This window comes from Paenarthrobacter sp. FR1 (assembly GCF_051106045.1).
In the GTDB taxonomy this organism is placed as follows: Bacteria; Actinomycetota; Actinomycetes; order Actinomycetales; family Micrococcaceae; genus Arthrobacter; species Arthrobacter nitroguajacolicus_A.
On the sequence record NZ_JBPFSF010000002.1, the window covers coordinates 42,275 to 60,281 of the forward strand.

17 protein-coding genes and 1 tRNA gene are annotated in these 18,007 nt (G+C 63.7%); 6 read left to right on the forward strand and 12 right to left on the reverse strand.

Features of this window, described 5'->3' with window-relative positions; all coding sequences use genetic code 11:
- Positions 1–18: 18 nt before the first annotated feature.
- The 5 genes from ACR30Z_RS04895 to ACR30Z_RS04915 all read right to left on the reverse strand — a co-directional run bounded on the left by ACR30Z_RS04895 (position 19) and on the right by ACR30Z_RS04915 (position 3,957).
- Positions 19–831, reverse strand: a complete 813-nt coding sequence (locus tag ACR30Z_RS04895; RefSeq protein WP_434371417.1) for an amino acid ABC transporter ATP-binding protein — start codon at positions 829–831, stop codon at positions 19–21.
- Entirely contained in the window at positions 818–1,477 is a 660-nt protein-coding gene (locus tag ACR30Z_RS04900; RefSeq protein ID WP_090820407.1) for an amino acid ABC transporter permease, read from the reverse strand. The genes ACR30Z_RS04895 and ACR30Z_RS04900 overlap by 14 nt, the downstream gene beginning before the upstream one ends.
- Positions 1,478–2,293 (reverse strand): amino acid ABC transporter substrate-binding protein, encoded by an 816-nt coding sequence (locus ACR30Z_RS04905; protein WP_434371418.1) that lies wholly within the window; start codon positions 2,291–2,293, stop codon positions 1,478–1,480.
- 237 nt (positions 2,294–2,530) lie between these two features.
- Positions 2,531–3,238 carry a hypothetical protein gene (locus tag ACR30Z_RS04910; RefSeq protein WP_434371419.1) on the reverse strand — a complete coding sequence of 236 codons (708 nt, stop codon included), beginning with the start codon at positions 3,236–3,238 and terminating at the stop codon, positions 2,531–2,533.
- Positions 3,235–3,957 (reverse strand): hypothetical protein, encoded by a 723-nt coding sequence (locus ACR30Z_RS04915; RefSeq protein WP_434371420.1) that lies wholly within the window; start codon positions 3,955–3,957, stop codon positions 3,235–3,237. The genes ACR30Z_RS04910 and ACR30Z_RS04915 overlap by 4 nt, the downstream gene beginning before the upstream one ends.
- Positions 3,958–4,165: 208 nt before the next feature.
- On the opposite strand from ACR30Z_RS04915, the gene ACR30Z_RS04920 reads away from it, so the two are divergent.
- Both ACR30Z_RS04920 and ACR30Z_RS04925 read left to right on the forward strand, forming a co-directional pair.
- Positions 4,166–5,827 (forward strand): ABC-F family ATP-binding cassette domain-containing protein, encoded by a 1,662-nt coding sequence (locus ACR30Z_RS04920; RefSeq protein ID WP_434371421.1) that lies wholly within the window; start codon positions 4,166–4,168, stop codon positions 5,825–5,827.
- A gap of 3 nt (positions 5,828–5,830) precedes the next feature.
- Complete coding sequence (locus ACR30Z_RS04925) at positions 5,831–7,744, forward strand: ABC transporter ATP-binding protein (protein WP_434371422.1); 1,914 nt, start codon at positions 5,831–5,833, stop codon at positions 7,742–7,744.
- 2 nt (positions 7,745–7,746) lie between these two features.
- Here ACR30Z_RS04925 and ACR30Z_RS04930 read toward each other — a convergent pair whose 3' ends face one another.
- The 3 genes from ACR30Z_RS04930 to ACR30Z_RS04940 all read right to left on the reverse strand — a co-directional run bounded on the left by ACR30Z_RS04930 (position 7,747) and on the right by ACR30Z_RS04940 (position 8,674).
- Entirely contained in the window at positions 7,747–8,145 is a 399-nt protein-coding gene (locus ACR30Z_RS04930) for an NUDIX hydrolase (RefSeq protein WP_144648023.1), read from the reverse strand.
- Entirely contained in the window at positions 8,142–8,600 is a 459-nt protein-coding gene (locus tag ACR30Z_RS04935) for a DUF6314 family protein (RefSeq protein WP_144648022.1), read from the reverse strand. The genes ACR30Z_RS04930 and ACR30Z_RS04935 overlap by 4 nt, the downstream gene beginning before the upstream one ends.
- Before the next feature lies 1 nt (position 8,601).
- Positions 8,602–8,674 (reverse strand) — tRNA-Arg (locus tag ACR30Z_RS04940).
- Between the two features lie 108 nt (positions 8,675–8,782).
- On the opposite strand from ACR30Z_RS04940, the gene ACR30Z_RS04945 reads away from it, so the two are divergent.
- Positions 8,783–9,568, forward strand: a complete 786-nt coding sequence (locus tag ACR30Z_RS04945; RefSeq protein WP_144648021.1) for a DUF998 domain-containing protein — start codon at positions 8,783–8,785, stop codon at positions 9,566–9,568.
- Here the strand turns inward: ACR30Z_RS04945 and ACR30Z_RS04950 are convergent.
- The 4 genes from ACR30Z_RS04950 to ACR30Z_RS04965 form a co-directional block, all read right to left on the reverse strand.
- Positions 9,555–9,845, reverse strand: a complete 291-nt coding sequence (locus ACR30Z_RS04950) for a hypothetical protein (RefSeq protein WP_244296432.1) — start codon at positions 9,843–9,845, stop codon at positions 9,555–9,557. The two genes, ACR30Z_RS04945 and ACR30Z_RS04950, sit on opposite strands and share 14 nt — an antisense overlap.
- Before the next feature lie 131 nt (positions 9,846–9,976).
- The gene (locus ACR30Z_RS04955) at positions 9,977–11,443 is read right to left on the reverse strand and encodes a hypothetical protein (protein WP_434371423.1); all 1,467 of its coding nucleotides are present in this window, start codon (positions 11,441–11,443) and stop codon (positions 9,977–9,979) included.
- Positions 11,440–12,219, reverse strand: a complete 780-nt coding sequence (locus ACR30Z_RS04960) for a hypothetical protein (protein WP_434371424.1) — start codon at positions 12,217–12,219, stop codon at positions 11,440–11,442. The genes ACR30Z_RS04955 and ACR30Z_RS04960 overlap by 4 nt, the downstream gene beginning before the upstream one ends.
- A 122-nt stretch (positions 12,220–12,341) precedes the next feature.
- On the reverse strand, positions 12,342–12,962 hold the full coding sequence (locus ACR30Z_RS04965) for a hypothetical protein (protein ID WP_144648017.1): 621 nt from the start codon (positions 12,960–12,962) through the stop codon (positions 12,342–12,344).
- Positions 12,963–12,995: 33 nt separating this feature from the next.
- Between ACR30Z_RS04965 and ACR30Z_RS04970 the strand changes: the two genes are divergently transcribed.
- The 3 genes from ACR30Z_RS04970 (at position 12,996) to ACR30Z_RS04980 (ending at position 18,002) form a co-directional block, all read left to right on the forward strand.
- Complete coding sequence (locus tag ACR30Z_RS04970; RefSeq protein ID WP_434371425.1) at positions 12,996–13,841, forward strand: inositol monophosphatase family protein; 846 nt, start codon at positions 12,996–12,998, stop codon at positions 13,839–13,841.
- A gap of 64 nt (positions 13,842–13,905) precedes the next feature.
- Entirely contained in the window at positions 13,906–16,449 is a 2,544-nt protein-coding gene (gene pcrA, locus ACR30Z_RS04975) for a DNA helicase PcrA (RefSeq protein WP_144648015.1), read from the forward strand.
- 203 nt (positions 16,450–16,652) lie between these two features.
- Positions 16,653–18,002, forward strand: coding sequence for a putative Ig domain-containing protein (locus tag ACR30Z_RS04980; protein WP_434371426.1), 1,350 nt, complete (start codon positions 16,653–16,655; stop codon positions 18,000–18,002).
- Positions 18,003–18,007 lie beyond the last annotated feature (5 nt).

The following is an 18,007-nucleotide window of genomic DNA, read 5'->3' on the forward strand; positions in this document are numbered from 1 at the left end:
CAAAGTTTTTCTGAAAGGCTAAACGTCGTGCTGCAACCGCTTGACGAAGAGCTTGGTCCGTTCCTGCCGGGGTGCTCGCAGCACTTCGGCGGCGGGCCCCCGCTCCACCACAACGCCGCCGTCCATGAAGATGACTTCGTCAGCCACGTGCTGGGCGAAGGCGAGCTCATGGGTCACGATGACCATGGTCCAGCCCTCTTCCGCGAGCTCCTTGATGACCCCCAGGACGTCTCCCACCAGTTCCGGATCCAAGGCGGACGTGGGCTCGTCGAACAGGAGCAACTGTGGCTTGAGGGCCAGTGCCCGCACGATTCCCACACGCTGCTGCTGGCCGCCTGAGAGCTCGAAGGGATAGGCATCGCGTTTGTCGGCCAGGCCCACCCGCTCCAGCAGGCGTTCGGCCTCTGCGATGGCCTCGGCCTTGGGGCGCTTCTGCACCTGCACCGGACCTTCGATGATGTTCTTGAGCACTGTCATGTGCGGGAACAGGTTGTAGTGCTGGAAGACCATGGCACTGCGGTCGCGCAGGGCGGCAATGTCCTTCTTCCCAACCTTGCTTCCGAAATCGATGGACAGGCCTCCGGAAGTGTCGCCATTGGTGCCGGTACCGCCAAAGGTGACCGTGCCGCCGTCGGGAACTTCAAGTCCGTTGAGTGAGCGCAGGACGGTGGTCTTGCCCGAACCCGAAGGCCCGATCAGGGCCACCACCTGGCCGCGGCGGATATCGATGTCGATGTCCCGCAGCACCTTGTTGCTGCCAAAGGCCTTGGCGAGATTCCTTGCCTTCAGGACCGAAGCTGCGCGGGGTTCCGGTTTGTTAGTGGGCGACATAGCGGTCCAATCTCCTCTCCACGGCGGACTGCGCTGTGGACAGGACGAGGCAGATGACCCAGTAGACCAAAGCTGCCTGCAGGTACAGGGCCATGAACTCCTGGCTGAACGCAGCGATCTGCTGGGCGTTACGGAACAGTTCGGTGACCAGGATGAGCGAAGCGAGGGAGGTGTCCTTCACCAGCGAGATAAACGTGTTGGACAGTGGAGGAACAGAGACGCGGGCGGCCTGGGGCAGGATGATGCGCACCAGCGTCTGCGGGCGGGACATGCCAATGGTGTGGCCCGCCTCCCACTGACCCTTGGGCACCGAAAGGATGGCAGCGCGGATGATCTCGGCCGCGTAGCCACCCACGTTCAGTGAAAAAGCAATGATGGCACTGGGCCACGGATCAAGCCGGATCCCGATGCTGGGAAGGCCGAAGAAGATCACGAACAACTGCACCAGCAGGGGAGTGCCGCGAATGACCGAGACGTAGAAACGGCCGATGCCCGAGAGCAGCCAGTTTGAACTGAGCCTCATCAAGGCAACCACCAGGGCCAGGATCAGGCCAAAGGCGAAGGAAGCGAGCGTCAGGGGGATGGTCCCCGTGACGGCCCCTGTGATGAGCGGTCCGAAGGAACTCCAGATGAGGTCCCAGTTCATCTACTTGGTGACGTCCGCGCCGAAGTACTTGTCCGAGATTTTTGCCAGGGTTCCATCCGCCTGGAGGTCGGCCAACGCCTTGTCCACGGCCGCTGTGAGCTCCGTGGAGCCCTTCCGGAACACCAGGGCACTCTCAGTCTTGTCCGGTGCCTCTGCAGCCACCTTCAAGCCCGAATCCGGGGTGGTCTTGGCGTAGTCGAGGTACGTGAGTTTGTCGTTCACGGTGGCATCCACGCGCCCCTGCTGCACCAAGGTGGCGGACTGGGCCCAGCCTTCGACGGCCTGGACGTTGGCGCCGGCTTCCACGGCCATCTTGTAGAAGTTGCTGGTCAGCGACTGGGCAGTGGTCTTGCCCTTGAGGTCGGCGAAGCTGTTGATGCTGCTGTTGTCCGACTTGGTGACCACGACGCCGGTGGAGATGGTGTACGGCGAGGAGAAATCGTACTTGGCCTTGCGCTCGTCATTGATGGAAATCTGATTGGCGATGGCATCGAAGCGCTTGGCGTCCAGGCCGGCAAAGATGCCATCGAACTGCGTTTCCTGGAAGGTTGCTTTGACGCCAAGTTTTCCGGCTACGGCCTGCGCAATCTCAACGTCGAATCCGGTGAGTTCCCCGGCCCCGTCTGCATGGAAACTGAAGGGGCGGTACGTGCCCTCAGTGGCGACGACCAGCTCACCCTTGGATTTCACCTCCGACAGGGAGGTGTCTCCGCCGGACTGCGCCGGTGCTGAGCCGCCGCCGCACGCAGAGAGGGCGAGGGCAGCGGAAGCCAAGGTGGCGGCAAGGATGGAACGTCGGGTGCGGAGGCTGTTCATGGAGCCATCTTAGTCACCGGAGGGAACGGGCACGGCGGTGGACACCGGCACCGGGTAAAGGTGCGTTAAAAAGGCTGAGTGGGGGCGGTCCCCAACAGCCCGCCACCACTCATCCCCCCAATTGTGATCCCGTGGGCGCCACATCCACCGGAAACCCGTTCTCTGATTCCGGTGTCAGGCTGCAGCCGCGTTCACACATTCATGATTGTGCCACGGTCTAATGGTTTTGTGAAAGTCTTACGCTGAAAGTCGTCGTTTTCGTCTCGCATAGGCCTTGGAGAACCAAATCCCGGCCAGACCGATGCATGTGGACATGGCGGCCGAATAATTGATGAGGACCCGAAGCCACGCCTCCGAAAAAGGGATCAAGGGGAAGAATTGGGACAGCAGGAGCAGGCACAGCCCCAAAAGCAGCAAGGCTGAAGCAACGCGGAGCAACACGGGTGCCGGGCTCACCACGGTGCGCCAGATGGCAGGCACCAGGCAAGCTGCAACGAAGCCTGGGTAGAAGCGGCCCATGAACGCATAGGCCTCCAAGGATGGCCCCCATCTCAATCCGCTCATGCCGGCCGATGAACCTTGTGTGTCCGTGATGACGAAGAAGTACACGGTCAGGACTGCCACGATTGCCGCCACGGTCAGACCGACAGGTCCTCGGATGGCTCGGACGGCTGATGGCGAGCCGAACGCGGTGGCGATCTTGATGCCCATCAGGAAGAACGTGGTGTACAGCAGGAAGCGCAGGATCAGGTTGCCGATGTTCATCCCACCCAGCCAGCTGTCCAGGACCAGGTACGGCGCCTCGATGCTGATGAAGATGCTGAGGGAGATCAGCGAGAAGATGTAGAACACCACCCGGTTCTCTCCGCGCAGTGCACTGGGGATCCGTGCAACGGTGACAGCAAGGCAAACAACCAGAGTTACCCAAGGCAGGACGGCCGTCATCCGAGGTTCTCCCAAATTCTTTCAGTTCGTTCGTGGTCTTGTTCCTGGCGGCGCAGCGTCTTTCCCAACGCCAGGAGCCGTTCGCCTGCCAGGGTTACCAGCGCGCTCTGGGACATCCTGTCGAGGGCTTCCTGACGGGCATTCGGTGGCCAACCGGCTTCGGCTTCTGTAATGAGTCCTCCGGCCACCAGGCCTCCTGCAGGGCCGACGCCGGCTGCACGGGAGGTGGCGATCGCCAGTTCGGGGGGGAGCCTGTTGGCGGTCAGGTGGGCCGAAAAGTTTTGGGGCGCGATCCCGGTGGCGCCACTGACCCGGTGCCGCAACTCGCCGTCGTCGATCGCGTCCACCCAGTTCCGCACAGACGTAGGGTGCGGTGGCTCGGAGAGGGGTGCAGCAGCGGCGGAACCGGGCTCGCTGCGTTCAACCACTGCCCGCAGCAGGTCGATGGTGGCGACCTGGCTCACCAGTTCGCAGCCTGTGGGTGGGACGGGGTCGCCGCGGAGTTCGGAGTAGAGATCGAAAGTGGAGAGGGCTTGGACGGGATTGATGTGGAAGCCCCGGCTGATGCTCACCAAGGTGGACTCGGCTACCTTGCCGCGGACCAGTTGCTGGGCCAGGGTTGTTCGTTTGATGCCCGCGATCCTGCAGACGTCAGCGGTGCTGGCATCGGGCGCAACGCCATGAAGCCAGCGCTGGAACGCCTTGGATTGCAAGGGCATGTGGAACCTTCTGGGACGGAGCACGGGGCAGGGCAGTGGTAGGCCGCAAGTGGGAGTACGAATCGATTTTACGCCGACGCCACATTGAATTATGCTTGATGCTTGAACCCGTTGGTCCGTACACCCCCCAAGTCCGGACCAACGGGTTTTTCCATGCCCGCGGGAATCGCGGCCTGATTTTCCGCGTTTCCCTGCTGGAGGATACACAATGACCGCAACCTTGGTGGCCAAGGATCTTGCCGGCGGCCACGGCCATCGCACTCTTTTTTCGGGCCTCTCCGTGACCGTGTCGCCCGGCGATGTGGTGGGCGTGGTGGGCGCCAACGGCGCGGGCAAATCAACGCTGCTCCGCATCCTGGCCGGCGTCGACCAGCCGCAGGAGGGAACCGTCAGCCTGGCTCCATCGGATGCTTTTGTGGGCTGGTTGCCGCAGGAACACGAGCGCAGGCCGGGCGAGACCATCGCAGCCTACATCGCACGCCGCACCGGCTGTGCTCAGGCAACATCGGAGATGGAGTCCACCGCCGAAGCCCTCGGCTCCGGGGCCCCGGGAGCGGATGACGCCTACTCCCTGGCTTTCGACCGCTGGATGGCGTCCGGCGCGGCGGACCTTGAGGAACGTGTTCCCGCTGTCCTGGCCGATCTCGGGTTGGACCTGGGCGCTGATGCGTTGATGACGGGACTCTCCGGCGGGCAGGCCGCGCGGGTGGCTTTGGCCGCGCTGCTGCTCAGCCGCTTCGACGTGGTTCTCCTTGACGAACCCACCAACGACCTTGACCTCGAGGGGCTGGCGCGCCTTGAGGCGTTCGTCCAGGGCCTGCGCGGCGGGGTGGTCCTGGTGTCCCACGACCGCGAGTTCCTGGCCCGCTGCGTCACCACAGTGGTGGAGTTGGACCTCGCCCAGAACTCCGTGGCCGTTTACGACGGCGGTTACGAGGCCTTCCTGGAAGAACGCGCGGTGGCCAAGCGGCATGCCCGGGAACGCTACGAAGAATTCGCCAACACCAAGGCCGACCTGGTGTCCCGTGCGCGCACCCAGCGGGAGTGGAGCTCCCAGGGTGTCCGGAACGCCATGAAGAAGAACCCGGACAACGACAAGATCCGTCGCGCTGCCAGCACCGAATCGTCCGAGAAACAGGCACAGAAAGTCCGCCAGATGGAGTCCCGCATTGCCCGGCTCACGGAGGTGGAGGAGCCCCGCAAGGAATGGCAGCTGCAGTTCAGCATCGGCCAGGCGCCGCGCTCAAGTGCCGTCGTCGCGACCTTGCGTGACGTCGTCGCGCGCCAGGGCGGCTTCACACTGGGACCGGTCAACCTCCAACTCAACGGGGGCGAGCGCATCGGCATCACCGGACCCAACGGCGCCGGCAAGTCGACGCTCCTGCGTCTGTTGTTGGGGACGCAGGAACCGGACGACGGCGAGGCTTCCATGGGTGCCTCCGTTGCCATTGGCGAAATAGACCAGGCGCGCGGACTGCTCGACGGCGGGCGGCAGCTTGGTGACGCAGTGGAAGCTGTGCTGGTGGACTGGAACAGCGCGGATGTCCGCACCCTCTTGGCCAAGTTCGGACTCAAGGCAGACCACACGTCGCGCACCGTGGATTCCTTGTCCCCGGGGGAGCGGACCCGGGCCGCACTCGCACTGCTGCAGGCCCGGGGCGTCAACCTGCTGGTGCTGGACGAGCCCACCAACCACTTGGACCTCCCGGCTATTGAACAACTGGAAGAAGCCCTGGAGAGCTACGAGGGCGCACTGTTGCTGGTCACCCACGACCGCCGACTGCTTGAAAACGTTCGTCTCGATTCGCGCTGGCACCTGGAAAACGGCCAGGTCCAGGAACTGCATCACACCCCAAGCCAGGAGAAGTAACGCATGAGCATGGACCGCGTGGCCTGGAGCTCGCTGTACAACATCACCACCGCCAAGAGCGGGTCGAAGCCGTTCTCCAAGGAGACGCTGAAACGCGTCATGGCCTTCGCGGCCCCGCACAAGGGCAAGTTGATTGCCTTCGTCATTGCTTCCATCGCGGGTGCATTCCTGGCTGTTGCCACGCCCGTGCTCGCAGGCCAGGTGGTTGACGCCATCATTGCCAACGCAGGTGTGGGCACGGTCATTTGGTTGGCCGTCCTGATCGCCATCGTGGCCGTAGGTGAAGCAGGCGTGGGCCTCGTGACGCGTTGGCTGTCCTCCATCATTGGTGAAGGCGTCATTGTGGACCTGCGGACCCGCGTGTTCGATCACGTGCAGCGCATGCCCATCGCCTTCTTCACCAGGACCCGGACGGGTGCCTTGGTCAGCCGCTTGAACAACGACGTCATCGGGGCACAGTCCGCGTTCGCCGGCACCTTGTCCGGTGTCGTCAGCAACGTGGTGGCCTTGGCCCTCACGCTGGTCGTCATGCTTAATACGTCCTGGCTGGTGACCGTCCTGGCCATGGTGCTGCTGCCGATCTTCCTGATACCAGCGAGGCGGATGGGCTCCAAGCTGGCGGACCTCCGCCGTGAAGCCGCGGCCCACAACGCCGCCATGGGCACGCAGATGACAGAGCGGTTCTCCGCGCCGGGTGCCACGCTGGTGAAGCTGTTCGGCCGCCCGGATGAGGAATCGCGTGAATTCGCGGCCCGCGCGGGCCGTGTCCGGGATATCGGAATCCGGACCGCCATGCTGCAGTTCACGTTCGTCACTGCCCTGACGCTGGTGTCGGCCCTGGCCCTCGCCTTGGTGTATGGATTGGGTGGTTGGCTGGCCATTGGCGGTCAACTTGCTCCGGGCGATGTAGTGGTGCTGGCGCTCCTGCTGACCCGCCTCTACGCGCCATTGACTGCGTTGTCCAACGCCCGCGTGGAGATCATGAGCGCGCTGGTCAGCTTCGAGCGCGTGTTTGAGATCCTGGACCTCAAGCCCCTCATTACGGAGAAGCCTGATGCGGCAGTTGTTCCTTCCGGTCCCGTGGCCGTTGAGTTCGACGACGTCCGTTTCTCGTACCCCTCGGCGGAAAAGGTATCGCTGGCTTCCTTGGAGGACGTAGCCACCTTGGACACCCGCGGTGGGGAGGAAGTCCTCCACGGGGTCAGTTTCCGGGTGGAACCCGGACAGACGGTTGCCCTGGTGGGCTCTTCCGGTGCGGGCAAGTCCACCGTGGCGCAGCTGCTTTCCCGTTTGTACGATGTTGATTCCGGAGCGGTGCGCCTTGGCGGCGACGGCCCTGGTGCAGGTACTGATGTACGTGATGTCAGCTTCGACTCACTGCGGGAGACGTTGGGCATGGTGACCCAGGACGGCCACCTGTTCCACGAAACCATCGCATCCAACCTGCGGCTGGCCCGGCCCGAAGCCACCGAAGAGGACATGTGGGATGTTCTCCGGCGGGCTCGCTTGGAGCCGATGATCCGGTCCTTGCCCGACGGCCTGGAAACTGTGGTGGGCGAGCGCGGTTACCGGCTTTCGGGTGGTGAACGCCAGCGGCTCACCATTGCGCGTTTGTTGATCAAGCAGCCGAAGGTGGTGATCCTCGACGAGGCGACGGCCGCGCTTGACTCCACCAACGAGGCCGCCGTCCAGGCGGCCTTGGGGGAGGCGCTCGAGGGGCGTACCGCCGTCGTGATTGCGCACCGGCTGTCAACCATCCGTGCCGCTGACGCCATTTTGGTGGTGGAGGACGGGCGGATCGTGGAGCGAGGCACGCATACCGAGCTGCTGGCCGCGGAGGGCCGCTACGCCGAGTTGTACCAAACCCAGTTCGCTGAAGCCACGGCTGTGGCGCAGGAAGCTGTCCCGGAGCTGTAGCGCTACTTGAGCGCTGGAAGGACGTGGTCCGTCAGTAGCGGCGCCAGGTCTGTGGGCAACGGCGCTTCAAGGTCCAGCCAGCGGATTTCCGCGATCTCGGCCGAAGGGTGCGCTTCCCAGGTTCCGGGCGCGGTGAAGACAGTTGCTTCGATGGTGGTGGCCGCTTCGTTGGCGGCCACGGCGAGCCAGACACCCAGTGGCTCCAGATGCTCCGGCGATACCTCGATGCCGACTTCCTCGGACAGCTCCCGTGCAGCAGCTTGGGCCGCGGTTTCGCCGGGTTCGGGTTTGCCGCCGGGGTGCATGAATTTGTCTGTGCCGCGCTTGCGGACGGTCAGGAGGTGCCCGTCGTTGTTGTAGACGCAGACGGCGCTGACCACAATAAGGTGCGTGGCTGTCACTCTTGCCTCCCGGCGTTGATTCGGACAAGGTGCGATTCAAGCAACAGATCCTTGGCGGGTCCACGGACATCCCAGGTGAAGCTGAATGAATCCGGGCCGTTGTACGTGTAGGTGACCCGGTAGTCGTCGGGATCGCACCAGTGCTTGTCCTCGTGGCCCTTTTCGGAGAAGGCCATGACGTGGAAAGGCCGGCCGTCGGGGAAAAACACCTCCAGGGAATCCGGCGCAGCACCCGGCGCGAGCACGTACTCGCGGAACGCCGGGCCTGTATGAGTAGGCCAATGCATGGTGCCGTCTTCGCGGTAGTCCAGGCCGCCGTCGGGGTTTTCGGTGTACAGCACGACGCCGGAAAAGCTTCCGCGGGTGCCTGAGGCCCGATCCAGGAGGGTTCGCTCCACAGCCCAGCTGCCGGCCAGATAGGCCCGCAAGTCCTGGATGGGCTGCTGGTGGTTCAAGTGCCCTCGATTGGAATCGAACCAACGACACCGGCTTTAGGAGAGCCGTGCTCTATCCACTGAGCTACGAGGGCCTGTGTGTCCATGGCTCAGAATCCCACTGCTGGAGCTCAAGGGCCCGGACACGACTACAAGCATACAAGCTGCCGGGGCGCTGCCCGAACACGGCTAGGCTGGCGATCATGAAAGGGCATTCAGCGGCGGCGGTTCAGGCCGGATCCTTCTTTCCCGATGTCCGCAGCGTCCGGGCAAACATTGGCGGCTGGGCGCAACTGAGCGTGGTCCAGTACTTCGTGGCGGAGGCCGCCGTCATCGAGGCATGGGCTGGGCCGGAACCCTATAGCAGGGCTACCGGATACATCAGCGACCTCGGAGCGGTGTCCTGCGGTGTGTACGAGGACAGGGCCGTTTGTTCGCCTTTGCATTGGCTGATGAACGCCTCGTTTGTGGTCCAGGGTCTGGGCATCCTCCTGGGCGCCGTATTCCTGACCGCGGGTCTCCTGTGCGTCGCGGCACGGCCGGGCGTGGCGGCCAGGCGTTTCCGCGCTGTAGCCCATGATTCGTTGCCCACCCGAGTGCTGACAGCGCCTTGGATGGTAGCGGTTGCCATCCGCATCCTTACCGCAGTGGCCGGCATTGGGACGGTCATTGTGGGGTTGGTGCCTGAAGACCTGGACTCACCCTGGCATTTTGCAGGAGCGCTGATGTTCTTCATCGGCGGAGGGTTTGCCCTGCTCCTGTTGGGCATCCTGTGGTTCCGTCAGACGCCCGTTAGCTGGTTCCTTTTTGCCTGCGGACTGAGCTGCCTCGTGGCGCTGGTGATCGGTGGCGCTACCGGAATGGACGTGCCCCAGCCGGGCACCTTGGAGCGGTTCATGGGATACCCGGTGACAATTGGGCTGGCAGCTGCGGGACTGGTGATTGCCCAGAGGCTCTACACAGAACGGAAGGGACTCAGGAACCGCTGAGGAAGTAATCGCGGAAGTTGCTCAGCGATTTTCCGCCGGTATAGCCAAGCGCGGATGCCCCTGCCGAGACTGAATCGTCCGGGGAGAAGATGCTGATGGCGAAGGACCCCGATTCCACGTCCTTGGTTTTCTCCAACATAGGTGGCAGGGCATTGCCCAGTACGTCCGCAAGGGCGGTTTGATCTGTGCTGTTCCCCACCAATTTGACGCTGATGAAGTTCCCGGACGTGTTCATATTGACGTTCACGCTGGCCGACTCCACACCAGGGACTGACATCGCTGCGTCCTTTATGTCCTTACCAAGACGTTCAGCTTTGGAAGCGCCTCCGGGTCCGCAAGCGCAAAGGCCAACAAGGAGCAGCCCCGCGAAAGCGGCAGACAGGACCGCCGTGAAGAGTGTGCGCACGTTTACTGCTTTCGGGAGATATTGGACACCGTGGAGGTGACCTGGCTGGCATTGCTGGTCAGAAATTGTTGTGTGGATTCTTGTTGACTGTACTGGGCAATCGGACCCCCGGCCTCCTGCTCCGCCACGGAGGCAACGTAACGATAGGAGTCGTGGTAGCTGATCCCGGCGATTCCCGGTTGGATGTCCGGATTGGGCAACGTCACGACCGTGGCGTTGTTGTCCCGGCTGGCAGTGACGCCTACGCCCGGCACCACGGTGGCATCTTCCAAATCCACCCGCGGAACAGGATCCCCACTGTGCTGGAGGGCCAGGACGTCGATGGACGGCGGAATCGGTGTGGAGTCAACGGGGGAGCCGAACGTGACCACGTTGGTGACATTAAACCGATCAGTGAAGCCACTGTCCGCCGCCAGGGCTGTGGCGATCATGCCACCTTGGGAGTGCCCGGACAACATGACGGGAGCGTCCTGGGGGATGCCGGCTTTCTCCATGGCAAGTTGAACGGCCTCGGCGGCGGTGGATAAGTTGCCGCCCGCAAGTTCGAGGTTCCCGGTGAGGTCGGTGGGATTTGCCGCACCGTCCGGCAACCATCGAGTGGTCCCGGGAATGCTGACGATGTAGGCGGGTGGCTCGCCTGGTTTCTCGACGGTGGTGATCCGGATGCCGGTATCCGGCGTCCCCGCCATTCCGGGGTCGCTGTAGGCGGCGTCGGTGGCGGCAAGGATGGCGCTGATGCTGGAAGGGGCGGGTGTGACTGTTCGCCCGTTCTGGTCTGTTTCGTCCTGGTTTCCTACACCCACGGGGATTGGCTCTCCGGCGACCGGCCTGCCGTCATCGAACAGGTGGGGGTTGAGGAAACCGAAACTGCCGGCAGTGGCGGCGGTGTTCCAGGTAGCAGCCAGGAACAGGACGCCGTTGGAAAAGAGTTCGGTGACGGACGGCGGTTCGCCCGTTGCGAGCCAACCCCACCCCATATTCACAAAATCACCGAACCGGGAGGCATGGTTCTCGCCGGCATCCATCAGGTTCCCCAACGGACCGGGCATCGCATCCTGGACCACGTGCCACGCGTTCAGCGCTGAATCCTCGAGCACTGACGTGACCACTCCGGCGGAGTCCCACAGGTCCTCCGCCGCGTCCGCTGCGGAGTCGAAGAGCCGATCAAGCAGTGATGTGCCGCTGGACCGGCCGGCGCCAGCAGACGTGCTGCTGCTGACAGTTGCCTGCTCCTCAACGTTCCGTTTCACAGCCTCGGACGCCGCAGCGAGGGCATGGGCCGCGGCGACCAGCTGGCGGCGGTACCCCATCCAGTCATTCGTGAAACGCTGACCGTCCTCGCCCCGCCATTCGACATTGCTGATGATGGGTGTCAGGTTGCCGCTCAGATCCAGGAGCCGATTGCTGCTGCGGGCAAACTCGTCGCTGAGGCGACGCCCACTTTCCACATCCATACCGTAGAGGCTCATGCGCGGGCCTTCCCGTCCGCAGCGCTGGCCAAGTACTCGCGGGCGCCCAGCAGGCGCCAAGCAAACTCGCGGCCGATGTCAGTGCCGGGAACGGCAGTCAAGGTGGGCGTGTTTCCGTCTGCCGGATCGGTTCCCACAGAATAGAGTCGGTCCGTCATTGACCACATGTGCCGGCTGGCAAAGGGGTGCCCGTTCCACCCTGGCCCTGCCTGGCTGGCCGAAACTTCAAGATGGATGGTGGTGCCGGTGGCAACGGCGTCGTGCGGCACCGTGCGATGTTCCGAGAGGTCGGGGAAATGGCGGCAAAGGGCCGCCCAGGCGTCTTCCTCCTGGAAGAAGGAAACCTCCACGGCGTTGCGGACTCCCGTCACCGCTGAACCGTCCGGCTGGTGCCGGATCCGGCGCCGATAGGTGACGCCGACACCCCGCCCTCCCGCCAGTCCTATTTCCGTATGGATGGACCGGTCCGGCCACTGCACCACGGTGGCGGCCTTCACGGGAGCCGTGGCGGCGATGCCCACGGCCAGAATCCACTGGGGTACGAGGACCCCTTGGGAGTCTACGATTCCAGCCCGGCGCAGTTCGGCCCTGACGTCCCGGTGATCCACGCCATCCAGTTCCCGGCCGATCCGGACCTGCGCCGACGCCCAGAGCCTGGACACGTCGGCATCCGGTTCAAACGGCATCGACTCCATGGCTCGGCGGACCGTTTCGGCCCAAGCGAGTCCGCTGACCTCAAGGATGTTGAGCGCTGCATCCGCCCGTGGTGCCCCCATGATTTCCCCCAATGTCGATTCGCCGGCACGCGACGCCGACGAGCTTCACCCTACTCAGGGGGTCGACGCGGGAGGAATGGGGAGATGTGCCCTTGGCGGAACCGCCCTGGGCAGCCGGCGGTTCAGCTGCGGTTTTTCCTCCCCAGGAACACAGCCACTACTCCGCAGACGAGGCTAAGCAGGAACAGCACCCACGACGCAACGGTGAGGCCGGAAGCCAAGGCCACCGAGCCGGCGTCGGGCGTTTCCGCTGCCAGCATCGAATCGATGGCGACGTTGGACCAGAGGTGGGCCACGGCGAACAGCAGGGGCGCCGCCCACATGGCCCAGCGCCAGGACTTCCGCGCTACGTTGGTGCCGATCAGCAGCAGCCAGCTGAACCCGAAGATCAACGGGAACAGCGTGCCGGCGGTCTTATGGACATAGTTCAGTTGGCCGCGCGCCGACTCGTCCATCGCATCGCGAAGCTGGGCCACGTAATCCTGCGAGAATCCGCCGATCAGCGAGTCCGGCATGGCCAAGCCGCCGGAGAGCTGAGTCATCTGATTCAGGGTCAGCAGGTGCAGATACCAAAAAAGGAACAGGCTGGCCACGACGCCGGCGATCACGATGAGCTTGGAGTTGCTCTGCGCCTTCTCAGGTGTGCGCTGCGTGGTGTTGTTGATCACGGGAGGCAGCGAGTGGTCCGGAACCACTGCCTTGGATCCGTGCTTCTTGATGCGCTGGGCTGGTGTCTTGGCCATGTCATTCATTATCCCGCCACCTAAGCTGGAACCATGACCACCGGCAGGCACACCGCAACTGAACTCGATCCTTCCCTTGATGACTACCAATTGGCCAGTGCGCTGGTCCGTGAAGCAGGCCAGCTGGCGCTGCTCATGCGGATGGGCGGCCTCCAGGGCGAACGCAAGACGTCCATTTCCGACGTCGTCACGGCCGCGGACCACGCGGCAGAGGCTTACGTCCTGGACCAGTTGCGGCGCTGCCGCCCGGAAGACGGCATCCTCGGCGAAGAAGGCGCCTCGGTGGCGGGCACCAGCGGACGCACCTGGGTGATCGATCCTGTTGACGGCACCTATAACTTCCTGCACGGCTCCACATACTGGTGCTCGGCCATCGCCCTCAAACGTGACGATTCCGACCACGGCGGCAACCCGGTGGTGGACCCTTCGGTGCTGTTGGGGGCCATCTACCAGCCTGAACTGGACAAGCTTTGGCTGGGTGGTGAGGACCATCCGGCCACTCTCAACGGCGACCCCATTTCCGGCGCGGGCGATGCTTCTGTTGCCGAAATCTGCGCTGCCACCTACATCCACCCCACCTGGCTTGCGGACCCTCGCACTGCCATGCCGTGGCACGCAGCGGCAGTCTCCGCCGCATCCCTGCGGATGTTTGGTTCCGGTTCCTGCGACCTCGGCCGCGTCGCCGACGGCGAACTCGGTTGCTGGTTCCAGCACAGCTGCCCTGAATGGGACTGGCTCCCGGGTAAGGCGATCGTCCGAGCGGCAGGCGGGGACACCGCCGTCGTCAAGGTCAACGGGATGAACTGGTTCGTGGCAGGAGGCCCGACGGCGGTCCGCGAGTTGAGTGCGGCCCTAACCTCCGTGCCCCAATTTGCCTAGGAGCCGCCGCGGCTGACCACCGCGCCCTATAGTGTCGGGGGCACCGCCTAGACTGGTAGGCACCATGGATATGTTGTTTGACCCCTACGCAGACGGACCCTTCAAAGCTGGCACCAAAGCCGCAGTCAAGGCTGCCCCGGAGCTTTCCCACTCCGGCGGTGGCGCGTCCGGCGCCCGGCTCCAGGACGGAAACGGCGCGTCTCCGGACAGTCCGCAGAGCCCGGCGTCGGGAGGGTGGGGCAACCAAGGTGGCTCCGGACTGCCAACTGCCGACGCCTTGCTTCAGGGGCTGAATCCACAGCAGGAAGAGGCAGTCAAGCACGCAGGCAGCCCCCTGCTGATCGTGGCCGGGGCCGGCTCCGGCAAGACCCGTGTGCTGAGTAACAGGATCGCCTACCTCATCGCTACCAAGCGGGCACACCACGGCGAAATCCTGGCCATTACCTTCACCAACAAGGCAGCGGCAGAAATGCGGGAACGCATCGAAGCCCTGGTGGGGGCCCGGGCCAAGGGTATGTGGATCTCCACCTTCCACTCCTCCTGCGTCCGGATTCTCCGCCGGGAAGCAGCCAACGTTGGACTCAACTCCAACTTCTCCATCTACGACTCCGCGGACTCGCTGCGCCTCATCACCTTGGTGGCCAAGAACCTGGACCTTGATCCCAAGAAGTTCGCGCCCAAGGCCATTCAACACAAGATTTCGGCCCTCAAGAACGAACTGATCGACGCCGATTCCTACGCTTCTTCCGCCAATTACAACGACCCCTTTGAAACCGCCGTGGCCGAGGTCTTCAAGGGCTACACGCAGCGACTCCGCCAGGCGAACGCCATGGACTTCGACGACCTCATTGCGGAAACCGTGTACATGTTCAGGGCTTTCCCGGCGCTCGCAGAGTCCTACCGCCGGCGTTTCCGGCACGTTCTGGTGGACGAGTACCAGGACACCAACCACGCCCAGTACGCCTTGGTCAGGGAAATCGTGGGCCTGGGGACGGATACGGACGTCCAACCCAGCGAACTGACGGTGGTGGGCGACTCCGACCAGTCCATCTATGCCTTCCGCGGGGCGGACATCCGCAACATCGTGGAGTTCGAGGCCGACTACCCCAACGCCCGCACCATCAAACTGGAGCAGAACTACCGGTCCACGCAGAACATCCTCAGCGCGGCCAACTCGGTGATTTCCCGCAACCCCAACCGCCAGGAAAAGCGATTGTGGACCGCGGAGGGCGACGGCGAGAAGATCGTCGGCTACGTGGGTGAGAACGAGCACGACGAAGCCCAGTTCATCGCCAAGGAGATTGACCGCCTGCAGGACGAGGAAGGCCTGCGTCCCGGCGATGTCGCCATCTTCTACCGGACCAACGCACAATCCCGATCCATCGAAGATGTCCTGGTCCGGGTTGGCCTGCCGTACAAAGTTGTTGGCGGCACCCGCTTCTACGAACGCAAGGAAATCAAGGATGCGCTGGCGTACCTGCGCGTCTTGGTGAACCCGGACGACGACGTCAACCTCCGCCGCGTGTTGAACGAACCCAAGCGGGGGATCGGCGACCGCGCCGAGGGAGCAGTAGCTGCCCTCGCGGAGCGTGAGCGCACATCCTTCATGGCTGCTGCGCGCCGGGCGGACCAGGCGCCTGGCATGGCTACGCGCTCGGTCAACGCTGTTTTGGGCTTCGTGAAGCTGCTCGACGACCTCGCTGAGGTAGCGTCCGGCTCGGGAGCCGCAGCGGCGCTCGAAGCCGTGCTGGAGCAAACCGGGTACCTTGCAGGATTGCGAGCGAGCAATGATCCGCAGGATGAATCCCGTGTGGAGAACCTTGCCGAATTGGTGGCCGTAGTCCGTGAGTATGAGCGCGACAACCCGGACGGATCGTTGGGCGAGTTCCTGGAACAGGTTTCGTTGGTGGCAGACGCCGACCAGATCCCCGACGCTCCCGGCGCGGACATTGATGCCGCGGTGGCAGAAGCCAAGCGCATGGGAGTCGTCACGCTCATGACGCTTCACACCGCAAAGGGCCTGGAGTTCCCTGTGGTCTTCTTGACCGGTATGGAGCACGGAATCTTCCCGCACCAACGCTCGGCCACGGATCCCAAGGAACTCGCAGAGGAACGTCGGCTGGCTTACGTTGGCCTGACGCGTGCACGCAAGCGTCTGTACGTCACCCGCTCGGAGGTCCGCAGCATGTGGGGCCAAAGCCAGTACAACCCTGCCAGCCAGTTCCTCGAAGAAATACCCTCCGAACTGGTGGAGTGGAAGCGCGAAGGCATGAGTCGCCAGGCGGGAGGCTGGGGCAGCGCACCCATAGGTTCCAACCGCTATGGCGGTTCCTTCTGGGGTGCGGGCACCTCCCGCGGAGTTGCCGCCAGCCCCACAGCAGGGTTCGACGCCGACGTTCCTGCCGCCGTCGCACGCAACAGGGTCCAGCCGCAGAAGGAAGTCATTTCCGTGGTGGTGGGGGACAAAGTCAACCACACGAGCTTTGGCAATGGCGTAGTGCTGGGCGTCGAGGGCGCTGGCGACAAGACAGTTGCCAAGGTGAAGTTCGACGTCGGCGAGAAGCGTCTGCTGTTGCGGTATGCGCCCCTGACCAAACTGGATGCTTGATCTTCGCCGGCATCCGTAGCCATTGTCCTGCTTTCCCTCCCGGCTTAGACTGACCGGGCGTTGCACAGGGGACGACGATTGTTTGCTGTCCCACCCTGCAACGCCCAAAGGTTGTATTCCTGTGGGGGAGGACGCGCGTGGGCGCTTTTGTGGGGGAACGTCGATTATTTGGTAAGGCCGCGAGGCTGCTGTTGGTTGGGGTCGTGGCGAGCGCCCTTGCGCTCCAGTTCGCTCCGCCTGGGATCGCCGATGCGGAGCCGTCAGCGTCGTCCAACGAGCCTGCAGCAACCGCGAGCCCGACGCCGACGGCCGGCGCCATCTCCGGGGCGCCCCAGCCGGCCGTCGTCGAACCAGTGGTGACCGAACCGCCCGCCACGAAACCCCCGACGAATCCGGCCGCCGAGACGCGGCACGAGGCCCGTGCACAAGCCGATGCGGACCTCTCTGATCCCTTGGCTGTGCGGTCTTACGTGGACAGGGGATACCTCACCAAGGCGTACGATGCACCGCTGGTGATCTCCGGCGGAACTGCTCCGTACACTGCTACTGTCAGTGACGTCCCGCCCGGTCTGACGTTTGACCCCGCGAGCCTCAGGTTCACCGGCATGCCCACTCAAGAGGGCTACTTCCGGATGAGCGTCACGGTGTCGGATTCGTCAGACCCCGCGCAAGCACTGGTCCAAGAGGTCACCGTGGACTTCTACGACTATGCACCTCCCCAATTCAGAACCGCGACAGGCACGGAGAAGTTCACTGACGGCGTCGTTGGAGCCTGGTACAGCGAGAGCATCCTGGTCTGGACAGTGGGTGCCCAGCCATACAGCACGGCTGTGGTTGCAGGTGCTCTTCCGCCGGGGATGTCGTGGGGGCAGAACGCCGCTTCCGGCACTCCGACTGCCGCGGGAACATACAAGTTCACCGTGCGGTTCTCCGATCTCCATGAATCCGTCGATGCGGAGTTTACGTTGACTGTTCGGGCCTCGAGGCCACAGCCGATGGGCTTCGCCGTTCCGCCGGCAGTCTTGGGTGAACCGTATTCGGCGAAGATCGCTTCCGTTACCGGGGGCGTGGCACCATATGATTTTTGGTGGGCGACGCCACGCCATATGGCTGGTAGTTTGTCGTGGCACGATCCGGGGCCGGACGGGCTCACCATTGATGACAACGGTGTGTTGCAGGGCATCCCTACCAGAGCTGGGTCTTTCCAGATCTTTGTGTACTTCAGTGACTCCGGTCTGTACAAACAGTGGGTCTTCTCTACAGTCGTGACCGTCCTCGAAAGCCGGCCACCCGTCGTTGCACAGCCTCCGGCGGCGAACACAACCGCGGCCCTGGAAGTTCCGGACGCCCCAGCACCTCCAACGACGGTGACTCCGGCAGGAGCAGTGGTCCCGGCGTCGGGCGCTGAACTTACCAGCGCTGAACTTGCGGCGACCGGTTCGGAGTCCGGAAGGCTGCACACCATGCTGTGGGCTGCCGCGGGTCTGCTGACCGCGGGCGCCACACTGGTGGTCTTGAACGGCCTCCGGCGCCGCCGAGGCAGTCCGGCATGAGGGTA

Coding starts and splice junctions, on each gene's coding strand:
- ACR30Z_RS04950 (WP_244296432.1), bottom strand. CDS start 9,845: ATGTCAGTCCCTGGTGTGGAGTCGGCCAGCGTGAACGTCAATATGAAC.
- ACR30Z_RS04945 (WP_144648021.1), top strand. CDS start 8,783: ATGAAAGGGCATTCAGCGGCGGCGGTTCAGGCCGGATCCTTCTTTCCC.
- ACR30Z_RS04920 (WP_434371421.1), top strand. CDS start 4,166: ATGACCGCAACCTTGGTGGCCAAGGATCTTGCCGGCGGCCACGGCCAT.
- ACR30Z_RS04915 (WP_434371420.1), bottom strand. CDS start 3,957: ATGCCCTTGCAATCCAAGGCGTTCCAGCGCTGGCTTCATGGCGTTGCG.
- ACR30Z_RS04955 (WP_434371423.1), bottom strand. CDS start 11,443: ATGAGCCTCTACGGTATGGATGTGGAAAGTGGGCGTCGCCTCAGCGAC.
- ACR30Z_RS04970 (WP_434371425.1), top strand. CDS start 12,996: ATGACCACCGGCAGGCACACCGCAACTGAACTCGATCCTTCCCTTGAT.
- ACR30Z_RS04895 (WP_434371417.1), bottom strand. CDS start 831: ATGTCGCCCACTAACAAACCGGAACCCCGCGCAGCTTCGGTCCTGAAG.
- ACR30Z_RS04965 (WP_144648017.1), bottom strand. CDS start 12,962: ATGGCCAAGACACCAGCCCAGCGCATCAAGAAGCACGGATCCAAGGCA.
- ACR30Z_RS04900 (WP_090820407.1), bottom strand. CDS start 1,477: ATGAACTGGGACCTCATCTGGAGTTCCTTCGGACCGCTCATCACAGGG.
- pcrA (WP_144648015.1), top strand. CDS start 13,906: ATGGATATGTTGTTTGACCCCTACGCAGACGGACCCTTCAAAGCTGGC.
- ACR30Z_RS04925 (WP_434371422.1), top strand. CDS start 5,831: ATGAGCATGGACCGCGTGGCCTGGAGCTCGCTGTACAACATCACCACC.
- ACR30Z_RS04905 (WP_434371418.1), bottom strand. CDS start 2,293: ATGAACAGCCTCCGCACCCGACGTTCCATCCTTGCCGCCACCTTGGCT.
- ACR30Z_RS04960 (WP_434371424.1), bottom strand. CDS start 12,219: ATGGGGGCACCACGGGCGGATGCAGCGCTCAACATCCTTGAGGTCAGC.
- ACR30Z_RS04910 (WP_434371419.1), bottom strand. CDS start 3,238: ATGACGGCCGTCCTGCCTTGGGTAACTCTGGTTGTTTGCCTTGCTGTC.